The following is a 25,790-nucleotide window of genomic DNA, read 5'->3' as shown; positions in this document are numbered from 1 at the left end:
TGCCTGAAGCGAGATGCGCATTCTACGCACCTGGGTTTTAATGTCAACGTTTTATTTGGTTTTTTTAAACTTTCTTTTCAGAAGATTCAAACTCACTTTTAAAACGTTAAGTTAACTTAATCAGCCTAGACTGATTTAGATAACTCATTGAAACCGTTCGTTTGGGTTACCCCTTGGAACTGGAGCGCATTCTAGAGATTTCTGGCTTCACGTCAACACTTAATATCAATTAAATTGCGATTAAATGTTTGTTTGCTTTTTAATTAAGCAATGTGAGCAAATAGAAGCCGATACATACATTAATAAACACTAATGTGTAATAAATAGCGGGCTTTTGCTTAAGTTAATGCAAGTAACAATGGCCTTCAAACGCCTTTTATCTTGAATGATTAGCTTAATTGTAAGACGCTGCCTAATAATATTCTATTAGACCCTTCTATACGGTGTTCATTTCTAATAACCCTTGTTATGAATGAATACAAACTTACTTACCGCTAAGATTAGTTATTGAATAGCGCTTAGGGTTAATTTTTTAGCATGACTAGTTAGTTATAGAGCGCAGAAGGCATTGTTGACTGAACTGAATTGAATGTAAGGTTTGGAAACAAAAAAAAGCCGCTAGATAACTAGCGGCTTTCATATTTAATATTGTTATAACTTGCAGTAAATCAATAGATGGCGGTGAGGGAGGGATTCGAACCCTCGAAGGCTTGCGCCTTACACGCTTTCCAGGCGTGCTCCTTCGGCCACTCGGACACCTCACCGTTTTATTCACTATCTATTGAGCTCCTCGTACTGAGCTGCGCTATGTTAGAAAAATAATCTCTATAACGCAACCTAATTTAAACAAAGTCCGAGCAGTTGCTTATTTAACAGCCAACGTATAATAAGATTACTTATTTTTGTTCATTTCTGTATTAAAATTTAACATGCGATCTAGAGATTTAAGCGCTCCTGTGCGAAGTTTCATATCAACGAAGACTTCTCTACCTTCTGGATTTAACAGTGCTTGTTCAATTTCCTTTAAACCATTCATTGCCATCCACGGACAATGTGCGCAACTACGACATGTAGCACCTTCGCCAGCTGTTGGTGCTTCAAAGAATTCTTTATCAGGACATAACTGTTGCATTTTATAAAAAATACCACGGTCCGTCGCTACAATGAATTTTTTATTGGCTAGCGCTTGAGCCGCTTTAATTAATTGGCTAGTTGACCCCACCGAGTCGGCCAGATCAATGATTTCTGCTGGTGATTCCGGATGAACAAGCACGGCAGCATCTGGATGAAGCGCCTTCATATCAATGAGTGCTTTGGTTTTAAACTCATCATGAACAATACAAGCACCTTGCCACATGATCATGTCGGCACCGGTTTGCTTTTCAATGTATGCACCTAGATGGCGATCAGGACCCCAAATGATTTTCTCACCCAGGTCATCAAGATGCTCAACAATGTCTAAAGCGCATGATGAAGTCACTATCCAATCAGCACGAGCTTTAACAGCGGTGGAAGTATTAGCATAGACCACAACGGTTCTGTCAGGGTGTTGATCACAAAAAGCACTAAACTCTTCAATTGGGCAACCTAAATCTAACGAACATGTGGCTTCCAATGTAGGCATTACCACTGTTTTTTCTGGGGTCAGTACTTTGGACGTTTCACCCATAAAACGCACACCCGCTACAATCAAAGTCTCTGCAGGATGGTTGTTACCGAATCTTGCCATTTCTAATGAGTCAGCAACGCAACCACCGGTTTCTTCTGCTAATGCTTGAATTTCAGGATCAGTGTAATAATGTGCAACCAGTACAGCGTTTTTTTCTTTCAATAATAATTTGATACGTGCTTTATACTCTTCACGCTCAACAGCACTTAGTGGCGTAGCCTTTTTGGGGAATTGAAAATCAAAATCAACGGCTAAATTTGCTTGGGTCATATGTCTTCTCAATGAGTGCCTTAAAAATCGTAAGAATTATAAGGTATAGAAGAATAAAAGTGTACTACGAATATGGTTCAAGGTGGATAAGAGATATAAAAATTAAATTAATCAGATGAAGAATAATGTAGGTGATTAGATAAGTTTAAACAGTACTGCAGAATAAGATAAGATCATTAAAAGTGGTCGGTCGTGAAGGATTTGAACCTTCGACAAATTGGTTAAAAGCCAACTGCTCTACCAACTGAGCTAACGACCGATAAACTACTTTTAATTTTTAAAATGAAACCGCATGGTGCTGATTTCAATACCACTAGGTTCTTAACCATCAACTATTAAGGTTAAGAAAAGTGGTCGGTCGTGAAGGATTTGAACCTTCGACAAATTGGTTAAAAGCCAACTGCTCTACCAACTGAGCTAACGACCGTCATATATTCTGAAACAAATACCAAACACTTTTATTGGTAAAAAAGTGGTCGGTCGTGAAGGATTTGAACCTTCGACAAATTGGTTAAAAGCCAACTGCTCTACCAACTGAGCTAACGACCGGTATTTGTTCCCGCTGGACTACTCGTCCAATGCGGGGCATATAATACTCATAATATTTTTAAGTGCAACAACAATCGTCCACTTTTTTGCACTTTATTGTTTGTTCGAACAAAAAGCCACCAAAGCGCACAACTTATAAGCAAAAATTATGGTTTGATACTATTTAATCGTGGTTGCGCTAGTTTTGCAGCACTTGAATTAGGGTATTGCGCTATCAGCTTTTTGTATACGGCAATCGCTTTGGTTTCATTATTTTCTTTTTGCTCAACCATAGCAAGCTTTAACATTGCGTCACTACGTTTACTGGAATCAGGATAATTACTCACCACTACATCAAATTCTTGACCTGCTTTAGTTAACTCACCTTTGTTAAACAATAACTGTCCTAACCAATAATGGGCGTTCGCTGCATAAGTCGAGTTAGGGTACCTTTGATTAAACGCTTCAAACTCAGGGATAGCTTGTTCGTAAAGCTTATCTTTTAACACCATATTGACCGCACGATCATAGGCTTCATTTTCAGTTAAATTATTACTGTAATTTACCTTACCTGCATTACTACCGCTAGGTGCAATGATTGTTGCGGGTATTTGATTTTCTGGTTTTAGTGCTTCTGATACTCTGCGATCAAGCTCTTGATACAACTCACGTTGACGGTCAAGTACCTGACTCAATTGATAAGTGTGTAACTCAGTGATGCCACGAAGCTCGTTAACTTCGTTTTGCAGCTCATCGAGTTGTCGTTGAACGTTAACTTGGGCTCTGTTACGGGCATCAAGTTTGCGCTCAAGACTAACCAGCTGCTCACTCAAGCTTAATTTGGCAGCCTTGGTAGGCGCGCCAGCGGTTACTTCAATAACAGGAGCCCGTTCAGCTGCTACTGCCAAATTGGCAGCCACAGCAAACGTCATCCCGAATAGAATACTATTGGGTTTCATTTCATTACCTGATTAGTAGACCAACACTGCACGACGGTTTTTAGCAAACGCGCCTTCGCTACGATCTTTAACCATTGGTTTTTCTTCACCGTAACTTACTGTGCTCAATTGTGCAGCTGAAACGCCCATGTTTTCTAAAAACGTTTCAATAGATTTTGCACGGCGCTCGCCTAATGCAATGTTATATTCAGGTGTACCACGTTCATCAGCATGACCTTCAATTAACACGTTAACCGTTGAGTTTTCGTTAAGAAACTCAGCATGTGCTTCAAGAATAGCGACAAAATCACCACTTACTGTTGATCTGTCAAAATCAAAATAGACAATATGCTCTGAACGTAATTTTTCAATTTCTTGACGTTTTTTAGCTTCAATAGCATCGGCACGTTGCATTGCTTCAACTTTTACAAGTTCTGCTGCTTCACGAGCTTTTTGTTCAGCCATAACAGCTTCATTTTTTTGCATCGCACTAGCGTCTTCGCTAGCTGAGTCAGATGAACTACAAGCCGATAAAGCCATGATAGGTAAAACAACCGCTAAGGCTTTTACTGTTTTATTAAAGCGCATTTTATGTGTCCTTATTATTTACAAATTAAATTACTATTAATTATTAATTATTAATTATTATAAAAATGGTGACCATGAAGGTGACTTCACTTCGCCATTAAGTGCTGGCAACCTTGCCTTAAATCTTCCATCTACGGAAACTAAACTTAGTACCTGACGATTATTATGTAAAGTACTATAAATAATCATACCACCGTTAGGGGATATACTTGGTGATTCGTCCAAACGTGTTGTGGTTAACACTTGAAAAATCCCTGAATCAAATTCTTGCTTGGCTAGATGATACTTACCGTTTGTACGATTTACCATCACTAATTGACGACCATCAGGTGTTAATGAGCCACCTAGGTTCATTTCGCCATCAAAAGTTAGCCTTCTGATTTTGCCATCTAGTAAACTTACGCGATATAACTGCGCTCTTCCACCTCGTTCTGAACTAAATATTAATGACTTGCCATCTGGTGTCCAACTCGGTTCAGTATCAATGGCTCGATGACGGGTTATACGTCGTAACTTTTTCGTTGCAACATTCATCACGTAAAGCTCAGGATTATCATCTTTAGACAATACCATTGCCAGTTTTTTACCATCTGGTGACCAACTAGGTGCACTGTTGATACCCTCAAACGAGCTTATTAAGTTACGTTGCCCGGAATAAATATCAATAATATGAATTTGTGCTTGTCGATTTTCAAAGGTTACATAAGCTAACTGATTACCACTGGGGTGCCACGATGGTGACATTAATGGCTCTTTTGAACTTAATAAAACATGTTCGTTAAAACCATCATAATCGGCAATAGCTAACTGATAAGGATATTCACCTTGATCGCGTACAATAACATAGGCAATTTTTGTTAAAAATGCACCACGTGTACCTGTGAGCTTTTCATAAACAGCATCACTAATACGGTGGGCATAACGACGAAATTGATCGGCACCAATCTCAACCGTACTTTCATCCAAAATATGATCTGAGGTACGCACTAACTTACCATTACTTAACATTTGCGTTTCACCACCGGTAACTTGGCCACGAATAACATCAACCAATTGGTATTTTATTTGATAACGACCTATCGTGGTTTCGCTAACTTCACCAATAACAACGGCTTCAACACCTTCACTTGCCCAAGCGCTGTAATCAATTTCACTATCCTTGTTAGGTATCTGAGGATAACGTGAGGCTTTAATTGGACTAAATTTACCACTGCGTAGTAAATCATCACTGACCACTGTAGATAAACGCTCTGGCATGACGCCCGTTCCTGTCCATTTAAATGGCAACACAGCAATGGGTCGTGCACTATCAACACCTTCGGTGATAACAATTTCTAACGTTGCCCTTACCTGCTGCGAAAAAACTACAGCAAAGAATAGTAAAAATAAAGTTACATTTTTCATAGAGTCGATTATCTTCCTAATATATACAAAAACTTAATTAAATTTGTCTGGCGCTACCGTTAAACTGATCGTTCTCATTTCTCGAAATATTTCAGGGTCTTTAGAAACAGGTAAAGTACCCGCTTTATAAACCGCAGTTTTTGCGGCTTCACAAACTCGTCTGTCGCCTTTGCCTGTGACCACATTGGTCACAAAACCTGATGGTGCTAGACTTATGGTTAATTTACAATATTTACCTTCCATCGTACTACGGTCAGTAATCAAATTACGCTTTATGGTTTGTGTTATTAAGGCGGTAAAGCGACCAATTTCTGTCATCATTTGTTGGCGACGAGCCTGTTGACGGTCGGCCATTTCTTCAGCCATTTGTTGCTCTAATAACTTTTGCTGAGCGGCACGTTCTCGATCTTCTTGCTGTTTACGTTTTTGGTCGGCCGCTTTCTTTTTACGCAAATCTTCTGCTTTTTTAGCCGCTTGCTCTTCTTTTATTCGCTTAGCTTGCGCGTTTGCTGCCGCTTTATCAGCTTGCGCTCTTTCAAGCTCTTTTTGTTTGCGCTGTTTGTCTGCCGCATTTGCTTTAGCTTGAGACTTTTTAGCCGCGCTGTCAGCGGCCTTTTTTTCTTGCTCTTTTTTCTTCCGTTGACGTTCAAGACTCTTAATGCGTTTTTCTTCATTTACTTGTTTTTCTTTTGCGGCGGCAATACTATTTTCAAGATTTTTAAGCTTTTGAGCGTCATCGGCCTTTTGCTTTTTGATCTTATTAATTTGCGCCTCTACTTTACTTCTTTCAACAACAACCGCTTGAATGGGCTCCATTTGTACTGACGTTGGCGTCGATTTTGGTGGTGATGAGAAATCACCCCACAACAAAACAACAGCCAGTACTATGTGTATGGCAAAACTTAACACTAAGGGAGTTGAATACTTCGATGACACTACTTACTCTCCGGGGTATCAGTCATTAAACCAACAGATGGTACACCTGCTATTTTTTGTAACATCACCATTAATTGAATCACCGCATCATAAGAAACCGCACCATCGCCATTAACCACCACGGGGGTGTCAGGCTCCAACTTTAAATGTGCAGCAACTAAGGTGGCAACTTCTTCTGCCGACATAGGTTCATTTTTGCTAGTACCCACCGCCAAATAATAGTTGCCATTGGCATCAACTGAAGCCACTAAAGGCGGCTTCATGTCTTTACTAAGAGGTTGTGCATCCGCTTGCGGTAAATCAACTTTAACGCCTTGTGTTATCAGCGGTGCCGTTACCATAAAAATAATCAGCAACACTAACATTACGTCAATATAAGGCACTACATTTATCTCAGCAACCTTGCGGCGCCTGACTCGATTATACATAGTTAATCTCTACCTTAGCCGTGTTGCTCTGTCGCTGTTTGTCTTTGTAATATACTTGAAAATTCGTCCATAAAGTTACCATAGCTATTTTCAAGTTTTTCAACATTATGACTAAAACGGTTAAATGCCATTACGGCAGGAATGGCGGCAAACAACCCCATTGCAGTGGCAATTAATGCCTCGGCAATGCCGGGCGCAACCATAGCCAGAGTGGCTTGCTCAACCGCACCTAAGGCAATAAATGAATTCATGATACCCCACACGGTACCAAACAAACCAATATAAGGGCTTATTGAGCCAACGGTGGCCATAAAGGGCAAGTGTGTTTCCAAGTTATCGACTTCTCTTGACATTGCTACGCGCATTGCTCGGTGCGTGCCGTCAACAATCACTTGCGGTGCATAGCCATGCGATTTACGTAAACGAGCAAATTCACGAAAACCAGAAACAAAAAGACTTTCAATACCGTCAATATGCTCTTTGGCAGATACTTCACTGTAGAGCTTACTTAAGTCAGCACCACTCCAAAATTTATCTTCAAAGTCTTTTAATTGTATTTGAGCTGCAAGCAATACTTTACGACGTTGAAAAATCATGGTCCAACAAGCAATTGAAAATCCTAATAAGGTCAACATGACCAGTTGAACTAATAAACTGGCCTGTAAAAATAAATCAAAAAACGAAATTTCAGCTGACACGTTTTAATGCTCCTAATATGCTTTTGGGGATAATACAAGGTTTAGGTTTAGCCATAGCCAAGTTAACACAAGCGACTTTAATCTCAGCCGCACATAATGTTATCTGGTTCTGGTTCACAAGTTGCTGTGAAAATACCAAACTGGCAGACTTTAACCGGCTTATTGTTGTGGTGATTGTTAGCAAGTCATCAAGTTTTGCTGATGCCTTATTGTCCATTGCCACCTTTGTGACCACAAAGCCGATGTTTTGTTCTAAAAATATTGATTGATTAATGCCAAGTTCGCGCAGCCATTCTGTTCTAGCGCGTTCAAAAAACTTTAAATAGTTCGCGTAATAAACGATACCGCCGGCATCGGTATCTTCATAGTAAACACGTACGGTGTGTTGATGACTGCTTAATGACATTAAATTTATTCGATTTATCTTAGTATAAAATCTTTAAGTCCTTATCTTAATAGATAAAGCTCACACGGAACAAGAGCTAAGGTACTTTCTTTGTAAAAATTTCAACAATAAATCTAATTACGGATCTTTTATGAGTGTAATATTATAAAAAATCATTACTGATCAGCGACTGTAAATGGTTACTTCCCCTATATTCCTGCAAATCATTTCGCATTAGTTTTTCTAATGATTAACATAAATTATTTTTGTTTGCGTTACTCTACTCATCGGACTAAAATAGCCTTGTTGTTTGAGCTAGCGCACGAATTTTGTTTTTACATTTTTCATCTTAGCCCACAAATGTTTTGATAGGTGTTGTTACCTTTCTCTGTTATATATTTTCTAGGATCCCCATTTCCTTTTATCAGCTTATATTTTAAGTTGGCCCACATAGATTTATGTGGGCTTTTTTTTGCTTAAAATTCAAAGAATAAACATCGACGTTCTTTCACATCCATGTGACCACGCCATACCGTTCATCCTGAACATAAAAAGCACCCTAAGGTGCTTTTTATAATGGTAAAAACTTAGCGGTTAACTTGGAAAGTCTAAGCCAAAGTGTAGGTAAGCTCTACTCGTGGCAATTCGCCCGCGGGGTGTACGTTGTAAAAAACCTTGCTGGATTAAAAAAGGCTCTAGTACATCTTCAATGGTTTCACGTTCTTCGCCAATGGCAGCGGCAATGTTATCAAGACCAACGGGGCCGCCGGCAAATTTATCAATGATCGCTTCCAATAATTTTCGATCCATTAAATCGAAACCTTCATTATCTACCTCTAACATATCTAAGGCACTGGCAGCGGTTGCTTTACTGACTATACCGTCAGTTTTTACATCAGCGTAATCTCTGACTCTGCGTAATAAACGATTGGCAATGCGCGGTGTACCACGAGAACGCCTTGCAACTTCAAATGCTCCCGCTTGAGCAATGTCTAAATCTAAGAAATGTGCTGAACGCATGACAATTTCGGTTAACTCTTGCGTGTTATAAAATTCTAGCCGTTGCACTATGCCGAAACGATCGCGAAGTGGTGAGGTTAACGCGCCTGCGCGAGTTGTTGCACCAATTAAGGTAAAGGGCGGTAAATCAAGTTTTATAGAGCGGGCTGCTGGCCCTTCGCCGATCATAATATCTAACTGATAATCTTCCATCGCTGGGTAAAGAATTTCTTCTACCACAGGACTTAAACGATGAATTTCATCGATAAACAAGACATCATTTTCTTCAAGGTTAGTCAGTAATGCCGCCAAATCACCGGCTTTTTCCAATACCGGACCTGAGGTAGCCCGAACACTTACGCCCATTTCATTCGCGACGATATTAGCTAAGGTGGTTTTACCTAAACCCGGTGGACCAAAAATTAATAAGTGGTCAAGCGGCTCTCCTCTTTTCAGGGCCGCGGCAATGAAAATTTCCATTTGAGACTTTACATGAGCCTGCCCAGTATAGTCGGACAACATTTTAGGCCTAATAGCTCGGTCAACCGTTTCATCTTCACGGGTGGCTACGGGTTCAATTAATCTGTCTGCTTCTATCATGTATTACTCATTGTAAAAAATCATTGAAAAACTCATTGAAAAATTTTATCGTCATTTACCTTTGGCCCAAACTTGTTATCGTCAATATGGCGAAGTAATTAATATTTATAACATGGCTTTTAAGGCGCCACGGATCAAGTCTTCGCTACTTTTGTCAGGATGAAAAGCTGATTTAACTGCTTTGTCTGCTTGTAGTTGACTATACCCTAAAGAAACTAAGGCGTTAATAGCATCGCCTTTACTATCACTGATAAAGGCATTGGCTTGATTAACATCCGTTGGCATCATGTGCACCAAAGCGTCACTACTGTCAGTTTGCCAATCTTTTAATCTATCGCGCATTTCAATCAACAAGCGTTCCGCTGTTTTTTTGCCAACACCGGGTATTTTCACTATGGTGGTTAAATCGTCATGTATAACACAACTGACAAATTGATCGGCAGACATGCCTGACAAAATAGCCAAACCTAATTTAGGCCCAACACCATTAACCTTGATCAGTAAGCGAAACAGTTTACGCTCCACTTTATTAGCAAAGCCATAAAGTAATTGTGCATCTTCGCGTACCACAAAGTGGGTATATAAAGTCGCTTCTTGATTAACCTCGCCAAGGGCATAAATGCTGGTCATTGGCATAGTCACTTCATAGCCAACACCATTACATTCAATTAAAATTTCGGGGGCCATTTTTTCTATTAATATGCCACGTAAACGTCCAATCACGGCTTAACCTTTGCTTGATATACTATATAACAACACCATACCACTAGATATTTATACAGTAAAGTTTACGCCCTGAATTATTTAAAGCGGTGCATAAATAACGATGATACTAAAACAATAACCATTAGCGTAGGCGTCCGCGTACTGTTTTAGTGGCTTGGCCTGAAAGTTTACTGATCGAGTCGTGACTGTGCGCATGACAAAGTGCAACCGCCAGTGCATCGGCTGCATCAGCTTGAGGTGTACCTGGTAATTTCAAAATAGTTTTCACCATATGTTGCACTTGAGTTTTATCTGCCGCACCTGTACCCACAACCGATTGCTTAATTTGTCTAGCAGAGTATTCTGCAATCATTAAACCATTGTTCGTCGCCGCAACAATAGCCGCACCTCTGGCTTGGCCTAACTTTAATGCAGAATCAGGATTTTTCGCCATAAAGACTTGCTCAATAGCAAACATGTCAGGTTGAAATTGCAAGATAAGCTCACTAACGCCAGCAAAAATTGTTTGCAAGCGCATACCTAAGTCTTCACCTGCCGCTGTGGCTTTAATACAACCACTGCCTAAATAGGTAAAATTACGGCCCGATTGTTTAATGACACCATAGCCGGTTAAACGTGACCCTGGGTCAATACCTAAAATAATACTCACTCGTTATTTACCTTAATAAAAGCGTTAACTTTAAAAATAATACTATGGAAAAAAAACGCACGAATAAGGCCTAAGTAGCATTAATTCGTGCGTTTTAATTGTGTTAACATTAACGCTTAGTCACGTTAAAATTTTTCTAACAGACGTTATTCTGCTTTTGGCTCAGTATCAATTTCTTTTGCCAAACAAGCAATGCCTAATTCAGCCAGTTGTGCTGGGTTTGCATGGCCTGGGGCATTAGTTAACGGACACGCCGCAGTCGTTGTTTTCGGGAATGCCATCACATCACGAATTGAACTAGCTCCAGTCATCAGCATCACTAAACGGTCTAAACCAAAGGCTAAACCGGCATGTGGTGGCGCGCCATATTGTAATGCTTCTAATAGGAAACCAAACTTTTCTTGCGCTTCTTCATCGCTAATACCCAGAATGCGAAATACAGCGGCTTGCATATCTTGATTATGAATACGCACTGAACCACCACCTAATTCGCAGCCATTAAGCACCATGTCATAGGCATCAGACAAAGCACCCACTGGATTTGCTTCTAATTCAGCCGCGGTTAAATTGGTTGGCGCGGTAAATGGGTGATGAATAGCATGCATGTTGCCGTCAGCTTCTTCAAACATTGGAAAGTCTACCACCCACAATGGTTTCCAATCACCTTGCAATAACCCAAGCTCTTCACCCACTTTTAAACGCAAGGCACCTAATGATTCAGTCACCACATTATAAGTGTCTGAGCCAAAGAAAATAATATCGCCGGTTTTAGCATGAGTACGAGTTAATAAGGCATTAACGGCGGCTTCATCTAAGAATTTTAAAATCGGTGATTGTAAGCCTTCAAGACCGGCATCAAGGTCATTAACTTTTAACCATGGCATGCCCTTAGCGCCGTAAATACCAACAAATTTAGTTAACTCGTCAATACCTTTACGAGAGAATTTAGCGGCGCCTCCCGGTATACAAATAACGGCAACTCGGCCTTTATCGTCGTTAGCCGGGCCAGAGAACACTTTAAACTCAACATCTTTTAAGATATCAGCCACGTCAACAATTTCAAGTGGATTACGTAAATCTGGTTTATCAGAGCCAAAACGAGTCATCGCCTCTAAATAAGTCATGCGCGGAAATTCACCTAAGTCTACGTTAAGTAGCTCTTGGAATAAGCCGCGGATCATAGTTTCAGTCACTTGCATCACTTGATCTGAACTCATAAATGAGGTTTCAATATCAATTTGAGTAAATTCTGGTTGGCGATCTGCACGTAAGTCTTCATCACGAAAACACTTAACGATTTGATAGTAGCGTTCCATACCTGACATCATCAACAATTGTTTAAATAATTGTGGCGATTGTGGTAAAGCAAAAAATTGCCCTTTATGAGTACGGCTAGGAACCAAATAATCACGCGCACCTTCAGGTGTAGCTGCTGTAAGAATGGGTGTTTCTATATCCAAAAAGCCTTGTGACTCAAGTGATGCACGCACCGCTGAAGTCACTTTAGCGCGAAAACGCATACGCTCAGTCATTTCTGGGCGACGTAAATCAAGATAACGATATTTTAATCGTAGCTCTTCAGAGTTCTTCTGATTTGAATCTAAAGGTAGCGGTGCTGACTTATTTAAAATAGTCAACTCTAAACCCAACACTTCAATAGCGCCCGTTGCCATATCTTTATTCACTTGGCCATCAGGACGAGCGCGCACTTTACCTTTGATTTGCACGCAAAACTCATTACGCAAAGTGTTGGCTTTTTCAAGCACTTCAGGAAAGTCCGGGTCGTAAACAACTTGTACAATACCTTCACGGTCTCGTAAATCTAAGAAAATTACCGCACCTAAGTCACGACGACGATTAACCCAACCACAAAGTGTGACTTCCTGACCCACATGAGATTCATTAACCTCACCACAATAAAGACTACGCATGTATTTACCCTAAAATTCGAATAAGCTGAACAAGTTAACAGATGTTTTATAAATCTATAACTTGTGATGATAAAAATTGCCAACATTATAAAGCAATGCTAAGTAAAGTCACCCGACATTCAATGAATAGTCTAATTAGACCCGTTCCACTTCAGTATGCCGGTTAATGATATTGATAATGCTGGCCCCCTCAAGCTTTAAGCAGGTTTTGCATTCTATGCTAAGCACTGCCAATAATGGCGTAAAGTCGGCTATAACGCCCTAAGCAAAACATAAAAACACATTACCTTGTTTATCAGAGAATATATCAGGTAAAATACGCTTTTATAGCCTCAAACGTTAGTATAGTTTTGACATCATGAAAACATCAGATACCGATTTAATTTTTTCTAATAAACAAAGTAAAATCAAAGACTTTGCATTCGACGCACAAGTCGTAGAAGTTTTCCCCGATATGATCAGCCGCTCAGTGCCTGGTTATAGCACTATTATTGATACCATAGGCCGACTCAGTCAGCGCTATGTCACCGATAACAGCCAAGTTTACGACCTGGGCTGTTCGCTCGGCGCGGCAACATTGGCGATGCGTAAAGGTATTACAGCAAAAAACTGTAAAATTGTCGGTATTGATAGCTCAAGCGCTATGGTTGAACGTTGTAAAATGCATGTGAGTGCTTTTAAAGGTGAAACACCGGTTGAGATAATAGAAGCTAATATTCTTGATATTGAAATTAAAAATGCCTCTATGGTAGTGCTTAATTTTACTTTACAATTTATCGCGCCAGAACAACGCCAATTATTGTTAAATAAAATAGCTAAAGGCCTTAATCCCGGTGGTTTATTACTACTGTCAGAGAAAATAGCTCATACCGACAACGTCTGTAATGAATTACTCGTCGACTTACATCATGACTTTAAGCGTGCCAATGGTTATAGCGAATTAGAAATCGCCCAAAAACGTACCGCACTAGAAAACGTCATGCTCACTGATAATTTAGACACCCATTTAAAGCGTTTGAAACTGGCTGGCTTTAACCATAGCGCCCCTTGGTTTCAATGTTTTAACTTCTTTTCTCTGATCGCGATTAAATAACCCCATGATTTCATTTAACAACTTCTATCAAAAAATAGCGAGTAATCGATTAAGCCACTGGCTTAACATTTTACCCGCGCAACTGACTCAGTGGCGTGAACAACATTTACACGGCGAGTTTGCCCAATGGCAAAAAACCTTAATGGCGCTACCAAAAACATCACCATCAAGTGTTGATATTAGTACCACAGTACGGGCAGGCGAACGCGCTGACATTAATGACGGTGAATATAAACGTTTAGAGAATTTACTGAAAAAGTTTAAACCTTGGCGTAAAGGCCCGTATCATATTCATGGGCTGCACATAGATACTGAATGGCGTTCTGATTTTAAATGGGATCGCTTAGCGCCACATATTAGTGACTTAACTCATCGTTATGTACTCGATATTGGCTGTGGCAGTGGTTATCACTTGTGGCGCATGCGCGGTGCAGGTGCTGAGTTTGTTGTGGGTATTGACCCAACACAATTGTTTTTATCACAATTTCAAGCCATACAACATTTTGTTCAAGATGATCACGTTAACTTATTACCGCTAGGTGTTGAACAGTTGCCTGAGTTAAATGCCTTTGATACGGTATTTGCTATGGGCGTTTTGTATCATCGACGCTCGCCAATAGATTTTCTTTACCAACTAAAAGCGCAATTAGTTAAAGGCGGCGAACTGGTCTTAGAAACCTTAGTGGTCGATGGCGATGAAAATACCGTGTTAGTGCCGGGCGAGCGCTACGCGAAAATGCGTAATGTTTGGTTCTTACCCAGTTGTCAGGCTATGTGTGCATGGCTTGAACGTTGTGGTTTTAAAAATATTCGCGTGGTTAATACGGATATCACTGCCCTTGACGAACAACGTAAAACTGATTGGATAGATACTGAATCATTACAAGACTTTCTTGACCCTGATGATAACAGTAAAACCATTGAAGGCTACCCTGCGCCAAAACGGGCAATATTTATTGCCAATAAATAGCCTGATGTTGGTTAACTGTCACTAAAACACAATGCTATTTCACCACAAGGGACAGAGGGATTTCGTCCTTCGGTGAGAAGAGTAAAAAATTAAAGCAATGTCATAACTTTCGACATTAAATTTACTCCGTGTTTACTCAATATTGACTCCTTCTCTTCTCATTCTTTCCTCCCTGTAAATTTTAAAAAAATTCACAGGAAGAAGTGAATGAGGACTGAATAAGGTAAAACAATACTAGCCCGTTTCACCACCTAGGGACTTTATCCAACACGAGAAAAGTAAAATATATTAAAGTAATTTTTTGCTCAACATCCACTTACCGCCATTAAATTCACTCAGTGTTTACTCCTTCTTTTCTCATGCTTTCCTCCCTGTAAATAATAAAAAAATTCACAGGAAGAAGTGAATGAGGAATGAATGAGGTAAAACAATGCTACCCCATTTCACCACCGAGGGACTTTGTCCTACACCGAGAAAAGCAAAATACATTAAAGTAATGTCTTGCTCAATATCAACTTACCGCCATTAAATTTATTCAGTATTGACTCCTTATTTTCTCATGCTTTCCTCCCTGTAAAATACTAAAAAAAATTCACCACCGAGAGACTTGGCTCTGCACCTAGAGGGAAGAAATTAAAGTCGTGGTCAAACGGCTAGCAAGTGCTAAGTAAGAGCTAACTTAATGGCTTGGGTATTACCTTCCTTTAAAGAATAATATACTATTTGTATCATACGGTTAATTCAGCTTGAAAACAGAGGCATCATGGACAATCCTTGGCAAATAAGACGATTAGAGCGAGTCGCAAAAAGACATCAAGATCACCGCAGCCCATTTCAACGTGACCGAGCACGTATTCTCCATTCAGCCGCATTTCGACGATTACAATCAAAAACCCAAGTGATGGGCAGTGGTCAAAGTGATTTTCATCGCACCCGATTAACCCATTCTTTAGAAGCGGCACAAATTGGTAGCGGCATTATCGCGCAAATTCGCAGTAAATATCCTGAGCATAGCGCTGCCCTACTACCTACTGACGACAGTTTAATAGAAGCATTATGTTTAGCGCACGATATCGGCCATCCCCCCTTCGGCCATGGTGGAGAAATTGCCCTACATTATATGATGCGTGATTATGGTGGCTTTGAAGGCAATGGACAAACCTTTCGTATCGTGGCGCACTTAGAACCTTTTAGTGAACATTTTGGGATGAATTTAACCCGCAGAACACTACTGGGCTTAATAAAATATCCACAAACCTTAAACAATTTACAACAAAATATTCCGCAAGCAATACCCGCATCTTTTCGCCAATTAGAAGCGTCGAAATGGCATCCACCCAAAGGCTTATATCTTGACGACATTGAAATGTTTCATTGGGTATTAGCGCCTTTATGTCAGTCAGACAAAGCACTTTTTCAACAATTTACCAGCAAAGCGAATAGCCATAGTAAAACCAATTATAAATCTTTAGATTGCTCGATGATGGAATTAGCCGATGATATTGCCTATGGCATTCATGACCTAGAAGATGCCATAGTTACCGGCGTGGTTAATCAACAAGACTTTGATGAAAATGTGATCAAAAGTCTACTAAAAATAGACGATGATTGGCTGCACGATTATAGCTTAAGCTTAGCGGATAATCTTTTTAGTCCTCAACGCTATCAGCAAAAAGAAGCCATTGGCGGTTTAGTGAATTACTTAATAACGGCCGTCGAATTAGATGATATTAACGCAACCAAAGTGTGTAACTTTCAAGAACCACTTTTACGCTATAATGCCGTGCATCCGTTAATTGCCGCGCAAGTGCTACAGATTTTCAAAGACTTTGTTTATCAGTTTGTGATCAAGCAAACGTCAATTCAACAGTTGGAATATCGTGGTCAGCAAATTGTGATGGAATTATTTCAAGCTTTGTCTTCCGACCCTGAGCGCTTATTACCTAAAAATACCGCCATGCGTTGGCTACAAGCAAAAGAAAACAAGCTCAATCAACACCGTGTTATCGCTGATTATGTCGCAGGGATGACAGATGAATATGCCACCAAACTTTATCAAACCTTATTTTTACCCATAGGACAAACTGAATTGGGTCAACACGACTATTAACTTATCCAGCGGATAACCTAAGCAGGTGCTGAGTAAGTTAAGTACCACTAAAAAATAGTATGCACTGTAATAACCCATGGAGAGGTTTTTCTAACGATGGCTAATATGCTAGATATTTATTGTGGCAGCAACGCCTTAAAAACAATACAAGAACACGGTTTTAAACAAGAACTTTTTACCACTATGCTGGGCGCCAGTGGTGGGCCAAAATGGTTTAGCTTATTTGGCTTAGACAAATACCTTTTTGGTGAATATTTTAAAGATCGTCGCACTGAATTAAATTTAGTCGGTTCGTCAGCAGGGGCATTTCGCTTTGCCGCCCTTAGCCAGCAAGATCCCGTTGCGGCGATTAAGCGCTTAGCGACACTCTATTCACAAACCACCTATTCGGAAAAAGCCAAAAATAAAGAAATTACCGCCAAAGCAATAGCCCTACTTGAAGAAGTCTTAGGTGCAAGCGGCAGTGAGGAAATTATCAAAAATCCAATTTTCAAAGCACACTTTATTGTCGCAAAATGCCGTGGCTTAACTGCTTTTGAGCAAAAAACGCCGTTAATGTTGGGGTTAATATCAAGCATGGTATTCAATCAAATCAATCGAGGTTTACTTGCCAAACAATATCAACGCTTTGTTTACCATCATCCTAAAAGCCAGTTAACGATTAATGACCCTTATAATTTTAATACCCAATATCAAGCCTTGAGTCACAAAAACTTAACCACCAGTTTGCTTGCCTCTGGCTCTATCCCTGTTGTTATGGGCGGTGTAAAAAACATTGCTGATTCGCCAAAAGGCATGTATCGCGACGGTGGTATTATTGATTACCACTTTGATGTTGATATCAAGCCAGCATCTGGCCTTACCCTGTATCCACACTTTTCACCAACGCCAAAAGCCGGTTGGTTTGATAAAAATTTAGCGCGTAAGGTCAATACCGAGTATTACAAAAACACCGTAATGTTAGTGCCCTCTGCAGCCTTTATTGCTCAATTACCTTTTGCAAAAATACCTGATCGGAAAGATTTTATTAATCTAGCGCCTGCAACACGGCTAAAATATTGGCAAGCAGTGTTAAAAGCATCTGAATGTTTAGCGGATGAATTTTCAGCATGCGTAGCTAAACCGAACACCGAACATATTAAACTTATTGAATGAGCTTAATACTAAACGGACTAATTTAGTCCGTTTAGTATTATTTGAATCAAGCCTTTATGGCTATTTTATTGTTAGACAGAGTTAAGGTTGTGCTGTTTGCTTGGGGTTTCTCGGATAAAACTTATCCGGTAAGCCATTTATGTGTTCAAAAAATCGTGTGTCTTTGTAAGGCAGCTTCATAAAACCAGAAATACCAATACCGGTAATCGTTGGTAGCAACTGTAATATTTCTGTCAAGCATTGCGTAAACTCGGCTTCTTTATCGTGATTTAGTAACATTAAATAACTGTGAATTTTAAGGTGTCGTGGCAAGACCTCAAAAATAATACAACCTGTGTGATGGATCTGATTTAAACGCCCTAGCACCACCATAACTTCGTCGGGTAAATATAAATACTCATCTGGGTCGACACCATCTTCAAAGTAAGAATGCAGTCGTGTTATATCGTCAATATCGGCAATATCACTGACATCAAAATGGATAGCTTGATTGGCTAAGGCTTGAAAGGGTTGCTCTTCATTTTCACGCTCAACATGCAACGTATTTCTGGCATTGAATAAACAACTTTTAAAAACCCCTATTCTGTATATCCCTTGAGCCAAGCGCACCATATTATTCACTGCACTTTGAAACGATGTTTTCAGTTTAGGGTCAAATAACGATAAGTTTGAGTCAATATACACGCCATTTTTTTCCCAACGCACCGCTAAGCCACCCACAACAGGAAAATTAGCTAGACGGCTAACCGCAGCAACAAAAGCCTTCTCAGTATCGCCCATACCCATCAGAAAATTCTTAAAGTATTTTTCTAATTGCACGTCGTCTATATCATTTAATTCGTCTACCTCTGCAGATTCTCGCAGGAAAGATTTACGCGAACCATAAACCACAGTATCCATATTTTTGTGATAACTTTTACACCAAACTGGCACTAAAGGCATAATTTCAACCGGCAAAGGCGGATCAGCCATCACGGTATTTTTTAACAGGGCTAGATGTTTAAAAAAATAGTCCCCGGCTTTATTTCGCTGACTTCTATCTTTGCTAAACATACCAGATAATATTTGCGCCAGTAATTTAGGCAAGCCCAAAGATGAAGGCGTTATCACCGAACTACCATAGCGACAAGACTGCCCTGAAGCTAAGGCATATAAGGTTGCCGCTAGCCCTTGTTCGTCAAAACGGGGTGACGACATTTCACCGCTAATTTGCTCATCACCAATAAAGTAAACATCGCCTAAGCGGGCATTACTATTTTGTAAATCGCTGCTCATTAAATCCATAACATTATTAACGGTAGATTGGCCATTAACATCAAGCTGTGCAGGTACGGATGAGCCCCAATCAACTAGGTAGACTTTCTCAGTTTCAGGGTCAAACACCACATTGGAAGGTTTTATGTCGCCATGAACATAAGGTCTACCCTTCTCGTGTTGACTGCTATCGCGCAAATAAATCAGAATATCAGCAAGTTGCAGAGCAATTTTAACGATTAATTCACTCGGTAAAGGCCCTTCTTGATAGGACAATTTCTCAAGATCTATGCCTGGAGCACGCTGCATATGGACAATTGATTGGCGCTTTATCTTGTAATAACCCATGATTTTAGGAATACGTTCATGAGATAACTCTCGCTGAATATCGGCTTCTTCAGCTAAGCGGTCTTGAACATGTTGTGGCAGATTAATACGGGAAAACTTAAAGACTTGTGATTGCCCATGTTCGTCTTCACCGCCAAAGACAAAACCATAAGCCCCTTTACCAATGAGCGCGATATTTTGATAACCCAACAAAGTTAACTGCTGCTGACAAAGCTCAACCCATTGCTTTAACTTGGTTGCATCTTCATGATTTAATAAATAAATCGACTGTTCTTCAGCGATATAAAAATGCTGGAGTTTCTTTTCCGCCACTAGACTTCCTTAACTGTAAACATCTGGATCTAGATAAATTATCATTGAATTTAAGGCTAATTGATATCTTTTAGCTGAGTTCTTGTGACTAAAGTAATTCAAAAACATTGAGTTATTTAAATTTATCATTTCTTCAGCCTAATTTTTAATAAAAAAAACCTGCATAATGCAGGTTTTTTTAATCAAGATAATTGAACAAAACTTATGACATATGCACTAGCATATTGCTTGGCTCTTCAAGGAATGACTTCCATAAATTACAAAAACGAGCAATGGTGCCACCGTCAATAGTACGATGATCGCCAGACCAACTCACTTGCATAATTGAGCGAGCTTCCACTTCACCTTTGTCATTAAAGCGGGGTAATTTTTGTAACTTACCTAACGCAACAATGGCAGATTCAGGCTTATTGATAATAGGCGTTGCCACCGTGCCACCAATAGCGCCAATATTTGAAATGGTGATCGTGCCACCTTTCAAATCAGCTGCTGGCACTCTACCTGAGCGCGCGTCATTGGTTAAACGGGTAATATCCGCAGCTAAGTCTAAAATAGATTTTGTTTGTACTTGTTTAACGTTAGGTACTAACAAACCTACTTTCGAGTCAACGGCCATACCAATATTATGATCGTCAAAATAAGTTAGCTCGGTGCAATCTTCATTCACTTGCGTATTCACTAACGGAAATTGCTTCAACGCTAACGACATAGCTTTCATAAAGAATGGCATCATGGTTAATTTAATATCTTGCTTGGCATAAACTTCTTTTAGTTCTCCACGCAATTTAATCAAATTGGTCATATCGATTTCTTCACAGTAAGTAAAGTGAGGAATAGTCGATACTGATCTCACCATAGCTTTTGCCATCACAGCTTTTATACCGCGAATAGGTTCAACGCGTGTGCCACCAACAACACTACTGGTAACATTGCTATCGGCAACAACGCTAGGGTTGGTCGCCACTGCGGGTGCTGGTACTTTGTTAAAAGCTAAAACATCTTCTTTATAAACCCGACCTTTTTTACCACTGCCAGGTACTTGATGAATGTTAACACTTAACTCACGCGCAACACGTCGCACGGCAGGACTCGCGACAGCTTTTTTATTCACTATTTTTGCTACAACTGCTTGAGTTTCAACAACCTCAGCCTTAGCGGGTGCATTAGTGGCAGCAGCTTTTGGAGCTTCAACTACAGCAGCAACAGTCGCTGGTCCAGAGGCGGCAATTTCAACGGCAAACAAGGGCGCATGAACTTTGGCAATTTCACCTTTGGCATAATAAAGCTTAACCACTTTACCTTTATGCATAGCTGGAATTTGTACCAAGGCTTTATCGGTCATAACGTCAGCTATCGGTTGATCTTCTTCAATCAAATCACCTTCAGCTACTAACCATTCAACTAGTTCACATTCAACAATACCTTCACCAATATCAGGTAAAATAAAGTCTTCTACTTGAGTGCCACTAGCAGTAATAGGCGCTGGCGCTACAGGTGTTTCAGCAATTGTTGTTTCAACTATTGCTGGTGCAACAGCGCTTTGCGTTTCAGCGCTACCTTCTGGTGTCATGGAAAATAGGGGGTGATGAACTTTCGCTATCTCACCTTGTGCGTAGTAAAGTTTGTCTACTACACCAGAATGCATCGCTGGAATTTGAACCAAGGCTTTGTCGGTCATCACATCAGCAACGGGCTGATCTTCTGCAATCACATCGCCTTCTGCTACTAGCCATTCAACCAGTTCACATTCAACGATACCTTCGCCAATATCTGGCAGTATAAAATCAATGCTCATGCTTATAAATCCTAGTAGGTCATAGTGGTTTTAATTGCTTCAAAGATCTTTAAATGATCTGCGGCGTATTCTTTTTCAAGTGCTAATGGATAAGGTGTATCCATGCCACAAACTCGGGCAATTGGCGCTTCTAAATGCAAGAAACATTCTTGTTGAATAGTCGCGGCAATTTCACTCGCAAAACCAGCCGTTAAAGGGGCTTCCTGACTGACAATAAAACGGCCTGTTTTAGTCACTGAGTTTGCTACTGTTTCAATATCCCAAGGCAAAATGGTACGTAAATCAATGATTTCACATGAAATACCGTCGCTTGCTGCCAATGCGGCTGCTTTCTCAACGATCTCAACTTGAGCGCCCCAAGCCAGTAAGGTGATATCACTACCTTTTTGCACAACGTCAGCTTTACCTAAAGGTAGTTCGTAGTCTTCTTCTGGCACTTCACCAACTGATGCACGATACAAACGTTTAGGTTCAAAGAATATTACCGGGTTATCGTCACGAATTGACGCCAGTAACAAACCTTTTGCTTGATAAGGGTTACGAGGCACAACAACTTTTAAACCAGGTGTATGAGCAAAATAAGCTTCAGGTGATTGGCTATGATATAAACCACCGGCAATACCGCCGCCGTATGGCGTACGAATAGTCAATTTACCCACATCAAATTCATTACCGCTACGGTAACGAAATTTAGCTGATTCATTAACAATTTGGTCAAAGGCCGGAAAAATATAATCAGCAAACTGAATTTCAGCAATGGCGGTACTACCTTGCGCGGCTAGGCCATTAGCAAAACCAATAACACCTTGCTCAACCAACGGGGTATTAAAGCAACGGCTTTTACCGTATTTTTCTTGTAAACCACTGGTTGCACGGAATACGCCACCAAAGTGACCCACATCTTCACCAAAACAAACCGCACGATCGTTTTCTGCCATCACGATATTAAGCGCGTCATTAATCGCTTGTAATAAATTGATTTGCGCCATTACTTAATTCTCCCTGACGTAAACGGGTAAGCTTTAGGGTGTTTTTTGATATGTGCTTTAAGATCATCAAATTGACTTTGTAACAAAGGTGGTACTTGGTCATAAACATCAGTAATGAGATCTTCTACTGGCGGCTTGTCAATTTTTTCAGCCACTTTAACGGCGGCTAAAACTTCATCTCTTAGCTTTTCAAACAAGGTAGTTTCTTGTGCTTCATCCCACCAACCTTGGGCAAGCATCCAGTTCTTCATCCGAAGAATAGGATCATGTTCTTGCCATTTGGCTTCTTCTTCACGTGTTCTATAACCTGAAGGATCATCAGACGTTGAATGCGCACCTAAACGGTAAGACATAGCTTCAATTAATACCGGCTTGCCTTCTTTTATGCCATATTCACGCGCCAATTGTACGGCAGCAATCACAGCTAAAATATCATTGCCGTCAATACGTATGGTTTTCATACCGTAACCCACACCACGTGAAGCAATACCATTACCGACATATTGTTCTTCTGATGGCGTTGAAATAGCGTAGCCATTATTACGACAGAAGAAAATAACCGGTGCTTGATGTACAGCAGCCATGTTTAAGCCGGCATGAAAGTCGCCTTCAGACGCAGCGCCTTCGCCGAAATAACAAATGGTAACCGCATCTAAACCTTGCAGTTTTTGACCATAGGCATAACCGGCAGCTTGTGGGATTTGTGTACCAAGCGGTGATGAAATCGTCATATAGTTCAATTCACGACTACCGTAATGAATTGGCATTTGACGACCTTTACCTAAATCTTTTTCATTGCTGAACATTTGGTTCATAAAGTTTTCAAGGCTAAAACCTCGAAACATTAATGCTCCCTGCTCACGATACTGCGCCATGATCATGTCTTGATCTTTCAGGCCAGCAGCACCACCAACACTAGCAGCTTCTTCGCCGAGTGCCGTCATATAAAAGCTAATGCGACCTTGGCGCTGTGCTGCCACCATACGTTCATCTAATACACGATGAAAAGCGAGCGTTTTATAGGTTTTAGTCGCCAATGCTTGATCTATGTTTGGCATGGCAGCATCTTGATAAATGCTACCATCTTGTTTCAATATTTTAAGGATTGGAATTTCAACTGAATGACCATCAATAAAAGCGGGTTGATGTACGACCGGGCTTTCGCTATATACGTCAGTGTTCATAGCCTTCTCTTTTTTTATTAACCTTGGATATAAGGTGATATTGCCTATTCTACCTTGGCTTTAATTAATGAAAGTATAGAAGCTTTCAACGCAAGGTGAGTATTTATGTCGTTGTTATGAATTGTTGGTTGTAATAATCGCAAGCACTTTACCTTTACGTAAACTGAAAAACAAGTTTAGTGCTCAAAATGAACTGTTCTGCAACCTTTGCAGCGAGCAGAATTCTTTACAGTTATACTCGCTATAATCAAGCCATGACACCCTAAGTAATTGATAAAAAGCATTTTAGTTTAAAAAACTCAGTACCTAAATACCGAACTCCATTTAGACGGAGACTTTTAGTTTCAGATCTAATCTAAGTATCTAAATAACGAGATTCACCTAGGCACAGGTTATTTTTTTCAGACATAACCTAAGTACCTAAATCTCTTTAGGCAAGTGTTGTGGGGGTAACGGTTAGCATCGCACGTTGGCCAACAGCGACATTAGCATTAGGAAAAATAATCGCTTCGCCGTCTTGCTGAGTTTTAACTTCTTTTTCACCATCAATCGCTAATACATGATCTTTAGGAAAATCAGTAAAGTTTTCAACATCATCAGCAAAAGTTAACGAAAAATTTTCATGCTGGCGATCAATCACTTGTGATATTTCATAAAGGTTAAAGTCGCTGGTTTTATATGGCACTAAATCAAGCTGCTGACCTGATACTAGCTTGGTCAAAGTGTCGTTAACTTGAACAAACTGGCTCATGTCATTCTCACCAAATGGATGCACTTTACCTAGCTCAACGGTAAAAGCATCGGCGCCAAATTCATGTGACGAAAAATAACTAAAGGTAGTAGTTGGTGAGTGCGACAACAAAATAGTACTAACACCGCAGGCATGAAGAAATTGTAACTGACTTTTTTTACGCGGCGCGCCATGCAAAAAAGGGTAAACTGCAAATTTATCACACTTTGAGCCACGAATAGCGGTATGGAGATCGTAATGACAACGGCTGCGTTCTACACCATCTGCTGAGTCTAATTTACTGCCTGCAGCAAAGAAGTCTCTTACTGTGTTTTCTAATAACAAAGCACGGTGACGCTCTTTATTAATTAAACCCGCGCCTTGGCCTTGGTCTTGTGAATGGCCGCCAGAAAATAAACGATTCAGGTTTTCTTCAATAAAGCGCTCAGCAATATTCATTGAGGCCGGATTACCAAAAATAAATAACACCCGCTCTGCTAACGCCAATTCACCTCGGATCAATTGGCCAATAATATCGCTGCAAATTTCAATAGGCGCGGTTTCATTACCATGGACTGCACTCGATAAAACAATATCTTGGCTGCTAGCACGATTAATCGGTTCGAAGGTAATTAAGCCAGTATCTAATACCGTGACTTTACTTGAGGTTTGAGAAGCTTGATGGGTAACATCAAAACTAAAAGTACCACCAGGTAATGACCATTCATTGGCACGAGTTATTGAGAGAAAATCACCACTTTGTTGTAAAGTTGATGCGAAGGCATTGGTTGAACTTGAAAAATCACTCACGCGTTTTCACCTGTTGTCATAAAAGAGTTTAATTGAGTAGCCTAGATTGGATCACGCTAACAATTATTAATTATTGATTGCTGATTGCTGATTGCGCGCTATTGTACTTGATTTGAAACTCAACGTCCTTGCGCTGCTAATTTAATCTCTGACGTGTCGTATCAATTACACCACATCACATTAACTAAGCTTACCATCGATTATTAACTAGCTATTTGCCGATCTAGCAGCAAAAGTAGTAGAAAAAATAGAGCTAATTAGCAGATAAAGTTATCGCTTTGTACGCTAATT

At 40.1% G+C, this 25,790-nt stretch carries 21 protein-coding genes and 4 tRNA genes; 4 read left to right on the top strand and 21 right to left on the bottom strand.

All coding sequences use genetic code 11. The features are described 5' to 3' along the window. Positions 1 to 676: 676 nt before the first annotated feature. The 16 genes from H4J59_RS08605 to aspS form a co-directional block, all read right to left on the bottom strand. Positions 677 to 764, bottom strand: a tRNA-Ser gene (locus tag H4J59_RS08605). 128 nt (positions 765 to 892) lie between these two features. Beyond that, on the bottom strand, positions 893 to 1,939 hold the full coding sequence (gene nadA, locus H4J59_RS08600) for a quinolinate synthase NadA (protein WP_182238553.1): 1,047 nt from the start codon (positions 1,937 to 1,939) through the stop codon (positions 893 to 895). A 183-nt stretch (positions 1,940 to 2,122) separates the two neighbouring features. Next, positions 2,123 to 2,198: transfer RNA gene (locus tag H4J59_RS08595), tRNA-Lys, on the bottom strand. A 92-nt stretch (positions 2,199 to 2,290) separates the two neighbouring features. After that, positions 2,291 to 2,366: transfer RNA gene (locus H4J59_RS08590), tRNA-Lys, on the bottom strand. 46 nt (positions 2,367 to 2,412) lie between these two features. After that, positions 2,413 to 2,488, bottom strand: a tRNA-Lys gene (locus tag H4J59_RS08585). 146 nt (positions 2,489 to 2,634) lie between these two features. After that, on the bottom strand, positions 2,635 to 3,426 hold the full coding sequence (gene ybgF, locus H4J59_RS08580; RefSeq protein WP_182238551.1) for a tol-pal system protein YbgF: 792 nt from the start codon (positions 3,424 to 3,426) through the stop codon (positions 2,635 to 2,637). Positions 3,427 to 3,438: 12 nt separating this feature from the next. After that, positions 3,439 to 3,993 carry a peptidoglycan-associated lipoprotein Pal gene (pal, locus tag H4J59_RS08575; RefSeq protein ID WP_182238549.1) on the bottom strand — a complete coding sequence of 185 codons (555 nt, stop codon included), beginning with the start codon at positions 3,991 to 3,993 and terminating at the stop codon, positions 3,439 to 3,441. A 57-nt stretch (positions 3,994 to 4,050) separates the two neighbouring features. Further along, positions 4,051 to 5,397, bottom strand: a complete 1,347-nt coding sequence (gene tolB, locus H4J59_RS08570; RefSeq protein ID WP_182238548.1) for a Tol-Pal system beta propeller repeat protein TolB — start codon at positions 5,395 to 5,397, stop codon at positions 4,051 to 4,053. A gap of 33 nt (positions 5,398 to 5,430) precedes the next feature. Continuing rightward, positions 5,431 to 6,333 carry a cell envelope integrity protein TolA gene (gene tolA, locus H4J59_RS19655; protein WP_182238546.1) on the bottom strand — a complete coding sequence of 301 codons (903 nt, stop codon included), beginning with the start codon at positions 6,331 to 6,333 and terminating at the stop codon, positions 5,431 to 5,433. Further along, entirely contained in the window at positions 6,333 to 6,761 is a 429-nt protein-coding gene (tolR, locus tag H4J59_RS08560; RefSeq protein ID WP_182238544.1) for a protein TolR, read from the bottom strand. The genes tolA and tolR overlap by 1 nt, the downstream gene beginning before the upstream one ends. Before the next feature lie 14 nt (positions 6,762 to 6,775). Continuing rightward, positions 6,776 to 7,459: a protein TolQ gene (gene tolQ, locus H4J59_RS08555; RefSeq protein ID WP_182189767.1), complete on the bottom strand. Its 684-nt coding sequence runs from the start codon at positions 7,457 to 7,459 to the stop codon at positions 6,776 to 6,778. After that, positions 7,449 to 7,865, bottom strand: coding sequence for a tol-pal system-associated acyl-CoA thioesterase (ybgC, locus tag H4J59_RS08550; RefSeq protein ID WP_182238542.1), 417 nt, complete (start codon positions 7,863 to 7,865; stop codon positions 7,449 to 7,451). The genes tolQ and ybgC overlap by 11 nt, the downstream gene beginning before the upstream one ends. Positions 7,866 to 8,438: 573 nt before the next feature. Next, on the bottom strand, positions 8,439 to 9,443 hold the full coding sequence (gene ruvB, locus H4J59_RS08545) for a Holliday junction branch migration DNA helicase RuvB (RefSeq protein WP_182238540.1): 1,005 nt from the start codon (positions 9,441 to 9,443) through the stop codon (positions 8,439 to 8,441). 105 nt (positions 9,444 to 9,548) lie between these two features. Beyond that, the gene (ruvA, locus tag H4J59_RS08540; RefSeq protein ID WP_182197454.1) at positions 9,549 to 10,166 is read right to left on the bottom strand and encodes a Holliday junction branch migration protein RuvA; all 618 of its coding nucleotides are present in this window, start codon (positions 10,164 to 10,166) and stop codon (positions 9,549 to 9,551) included. 124 nt (positions 10,167 to 10,290) lie between these two features. Then, positions 10,291 to 10,818 (bottom strand): crossover junction endodeoxyribonuclease RuvC, encoded by a 528-nt coding sequence (ruvC, locus tag H4J59_RS08535; RefSeq protein ID WP_182233673.1) that lies wholly within the window; start codon positions 10,816 to 10,818, stop codon positions 10,291 to 10,293. Between the two features lie 146 nt (positions 10,819 to 10,964). Next, positions 10,965 to 12,749 (bottom strand): aspartate--tRNA ligase, encoded by a 1,785-nt coding sequence (gene aspS, locus H4J59_RS08530; protein WP_182238538.1) that lies wholly within the window; start codon positions 12,747 to 12,749, stop codon positions 10,965 to 10,967. 358 nt (positions 12,750 to 13,107) lie between these two features. Between aspS and cmoA the strand changes: the two genes are divergently transcribed. The 4 genes from cmoA (at position 13,108) to H4J59_RS08510 (ending at position 18,077) form a co-directional block, all read left to right on the top strand. Further along, on the top strand, positions 13,108 to 13,842 hold the full coding sequence (gene cmoA, locus H4J59_RS08525) for a carboxy-S-adenosyl-L-methionine synthase CmoA (protein WP_182238536.1): 735 nt from the start codon (positions 13,108 to 13,110) through the stop codon (positions 13,840 to 13,842). Between the two features lie 4 nt (positions 13,843 to 13,846). After that, positions 13,847 to 14,812, top strand: a complete 966-nt coding sequence (gene cmoB, locus H4J59_RS08520) for a tRNA 5-methoxyuridine(34)/uridine 5-oxyacetic acid(34) synthase CmoB (protein ID WP_182238533.1) — start codon at positions 13,847 to 13,849, stop codon at positions 14,810 to 14,812. Between the two features lie 763 nt (positions 14,813 to 15,575). Next, entirely contained in the window at positions 15,576 to 16,922 is a 1,347-nt protein-coding gene (locus H4J59_RS08515; protein ID WP_182238531.1) for an anti-phage deoxyguanosine triphosphatase, read from the top strand. A gap of 105 nt (positions 16,923 to 17,027) precedes the next feature. Continuing rightward, entirely contained in the window at positions 17,028 to 18,077 is a 1,050-nt protein-coding gene (locus H4J59_RS08510) for a patatin-like phospholipase family protein (protein WP_182238557.1), read from the top strand. Positions 18,078 to 18,158: 81 nt separating this feature from the next. Here H4J59_RS08510 and H4J59_RS08505 read toward each other — a convergent pair whose 3' ends face one another. The 5 genes from H4J59_RS08505 to astE all read right to left on the bottom strand — a co-directional run bounded on the left by H4J59_RS08505 (position 18,159) and on the right by astE (position 25,499). Next, positions 18,159 to 19,991: a protein kinase domain-containing protein gene (locus tag H4J59_RS08505; RefSeq protein WP_182238529.1), complete on the bottom strand. Its 1,833-nt coding sequence runs from the start codon at positions 19,989 to 19,991 to the stop codon at positions 18,159 to 18,161. 202 nt (positions 19,992 to 20,193) lie between these two features. After that, positions 20,194 to 21,786 (bottom strand): dihydrolipoyllysine-residue acetyltransferase, encoded by a 1,593-nt coding sequence (locus tag H4J59_RS08500; RefSeq protein WP_182238527.1) that lies wholly within the window; start codon positions 21,784 to 21,786, stop codon positions 20,194 to 20,196. A gap of 11 nt (positions 21,787 to 21,797) precedes the next feature. After that, positions 21,798 to 22,775 carry an alpha-ketoacid dehydrogenase subunit beta gene (locus tag H4J59_RS08495; protein WP_182238525.1) on the bottom strand — a complete coding sequence of 326 codons (978 nt, stop codon included), beginning with the start codon at positions 22,773 to 22,775 and terminating at the stop codon, positions 21,798 to 21,800. Continuing rightward, positions 22,775 to 23,959 (bottom strand): thiamine pyrophosphate-dependent dehydrogenase E1 component subunit alpha, encoded by a 1,185-nt coding sequence (locus H4J59_RS08490; protein WP_182238523.1) that lies wholly within the window; start codon positions 23,957 to 23,959, stop codon positions 22,775 to 22,777. The genes H4J59_RS08495 and H4J59_RS08490 overlap by 1 nt, the downstream gene beginning before the upstream one ends. 430 nt (positions 23,960 to 24,389) lie before the next feature. After that, positions 24,390 to 25,499, bottom strand: a complete 1,110-nt coding sequence (astE, locus tag H4J59_RS08485; RefSeq protein ID WP_182238521.1) for a succinylglutamate desuccinylase — start codon at positions 25,497 to 25,499, stop codon at positions 24,390 to 24,392. Positions 25,500 to 25,790 lie beyond the last annotated feature (291 nt).

Source organism: Colwellia sp. MB02u-10, from assembly GCF_014077185.1.
Classification (GTDB): Bacteria; Pseudomonadota; Gammaproteobacteria; order Enterobacterales; family Alteromonadaceae; genus Cognaticolwellia.
Note: the sequence above shows the minus strand (reverse complement) of the source record. Positions and strands in the feature narration are given on the sequence as shown.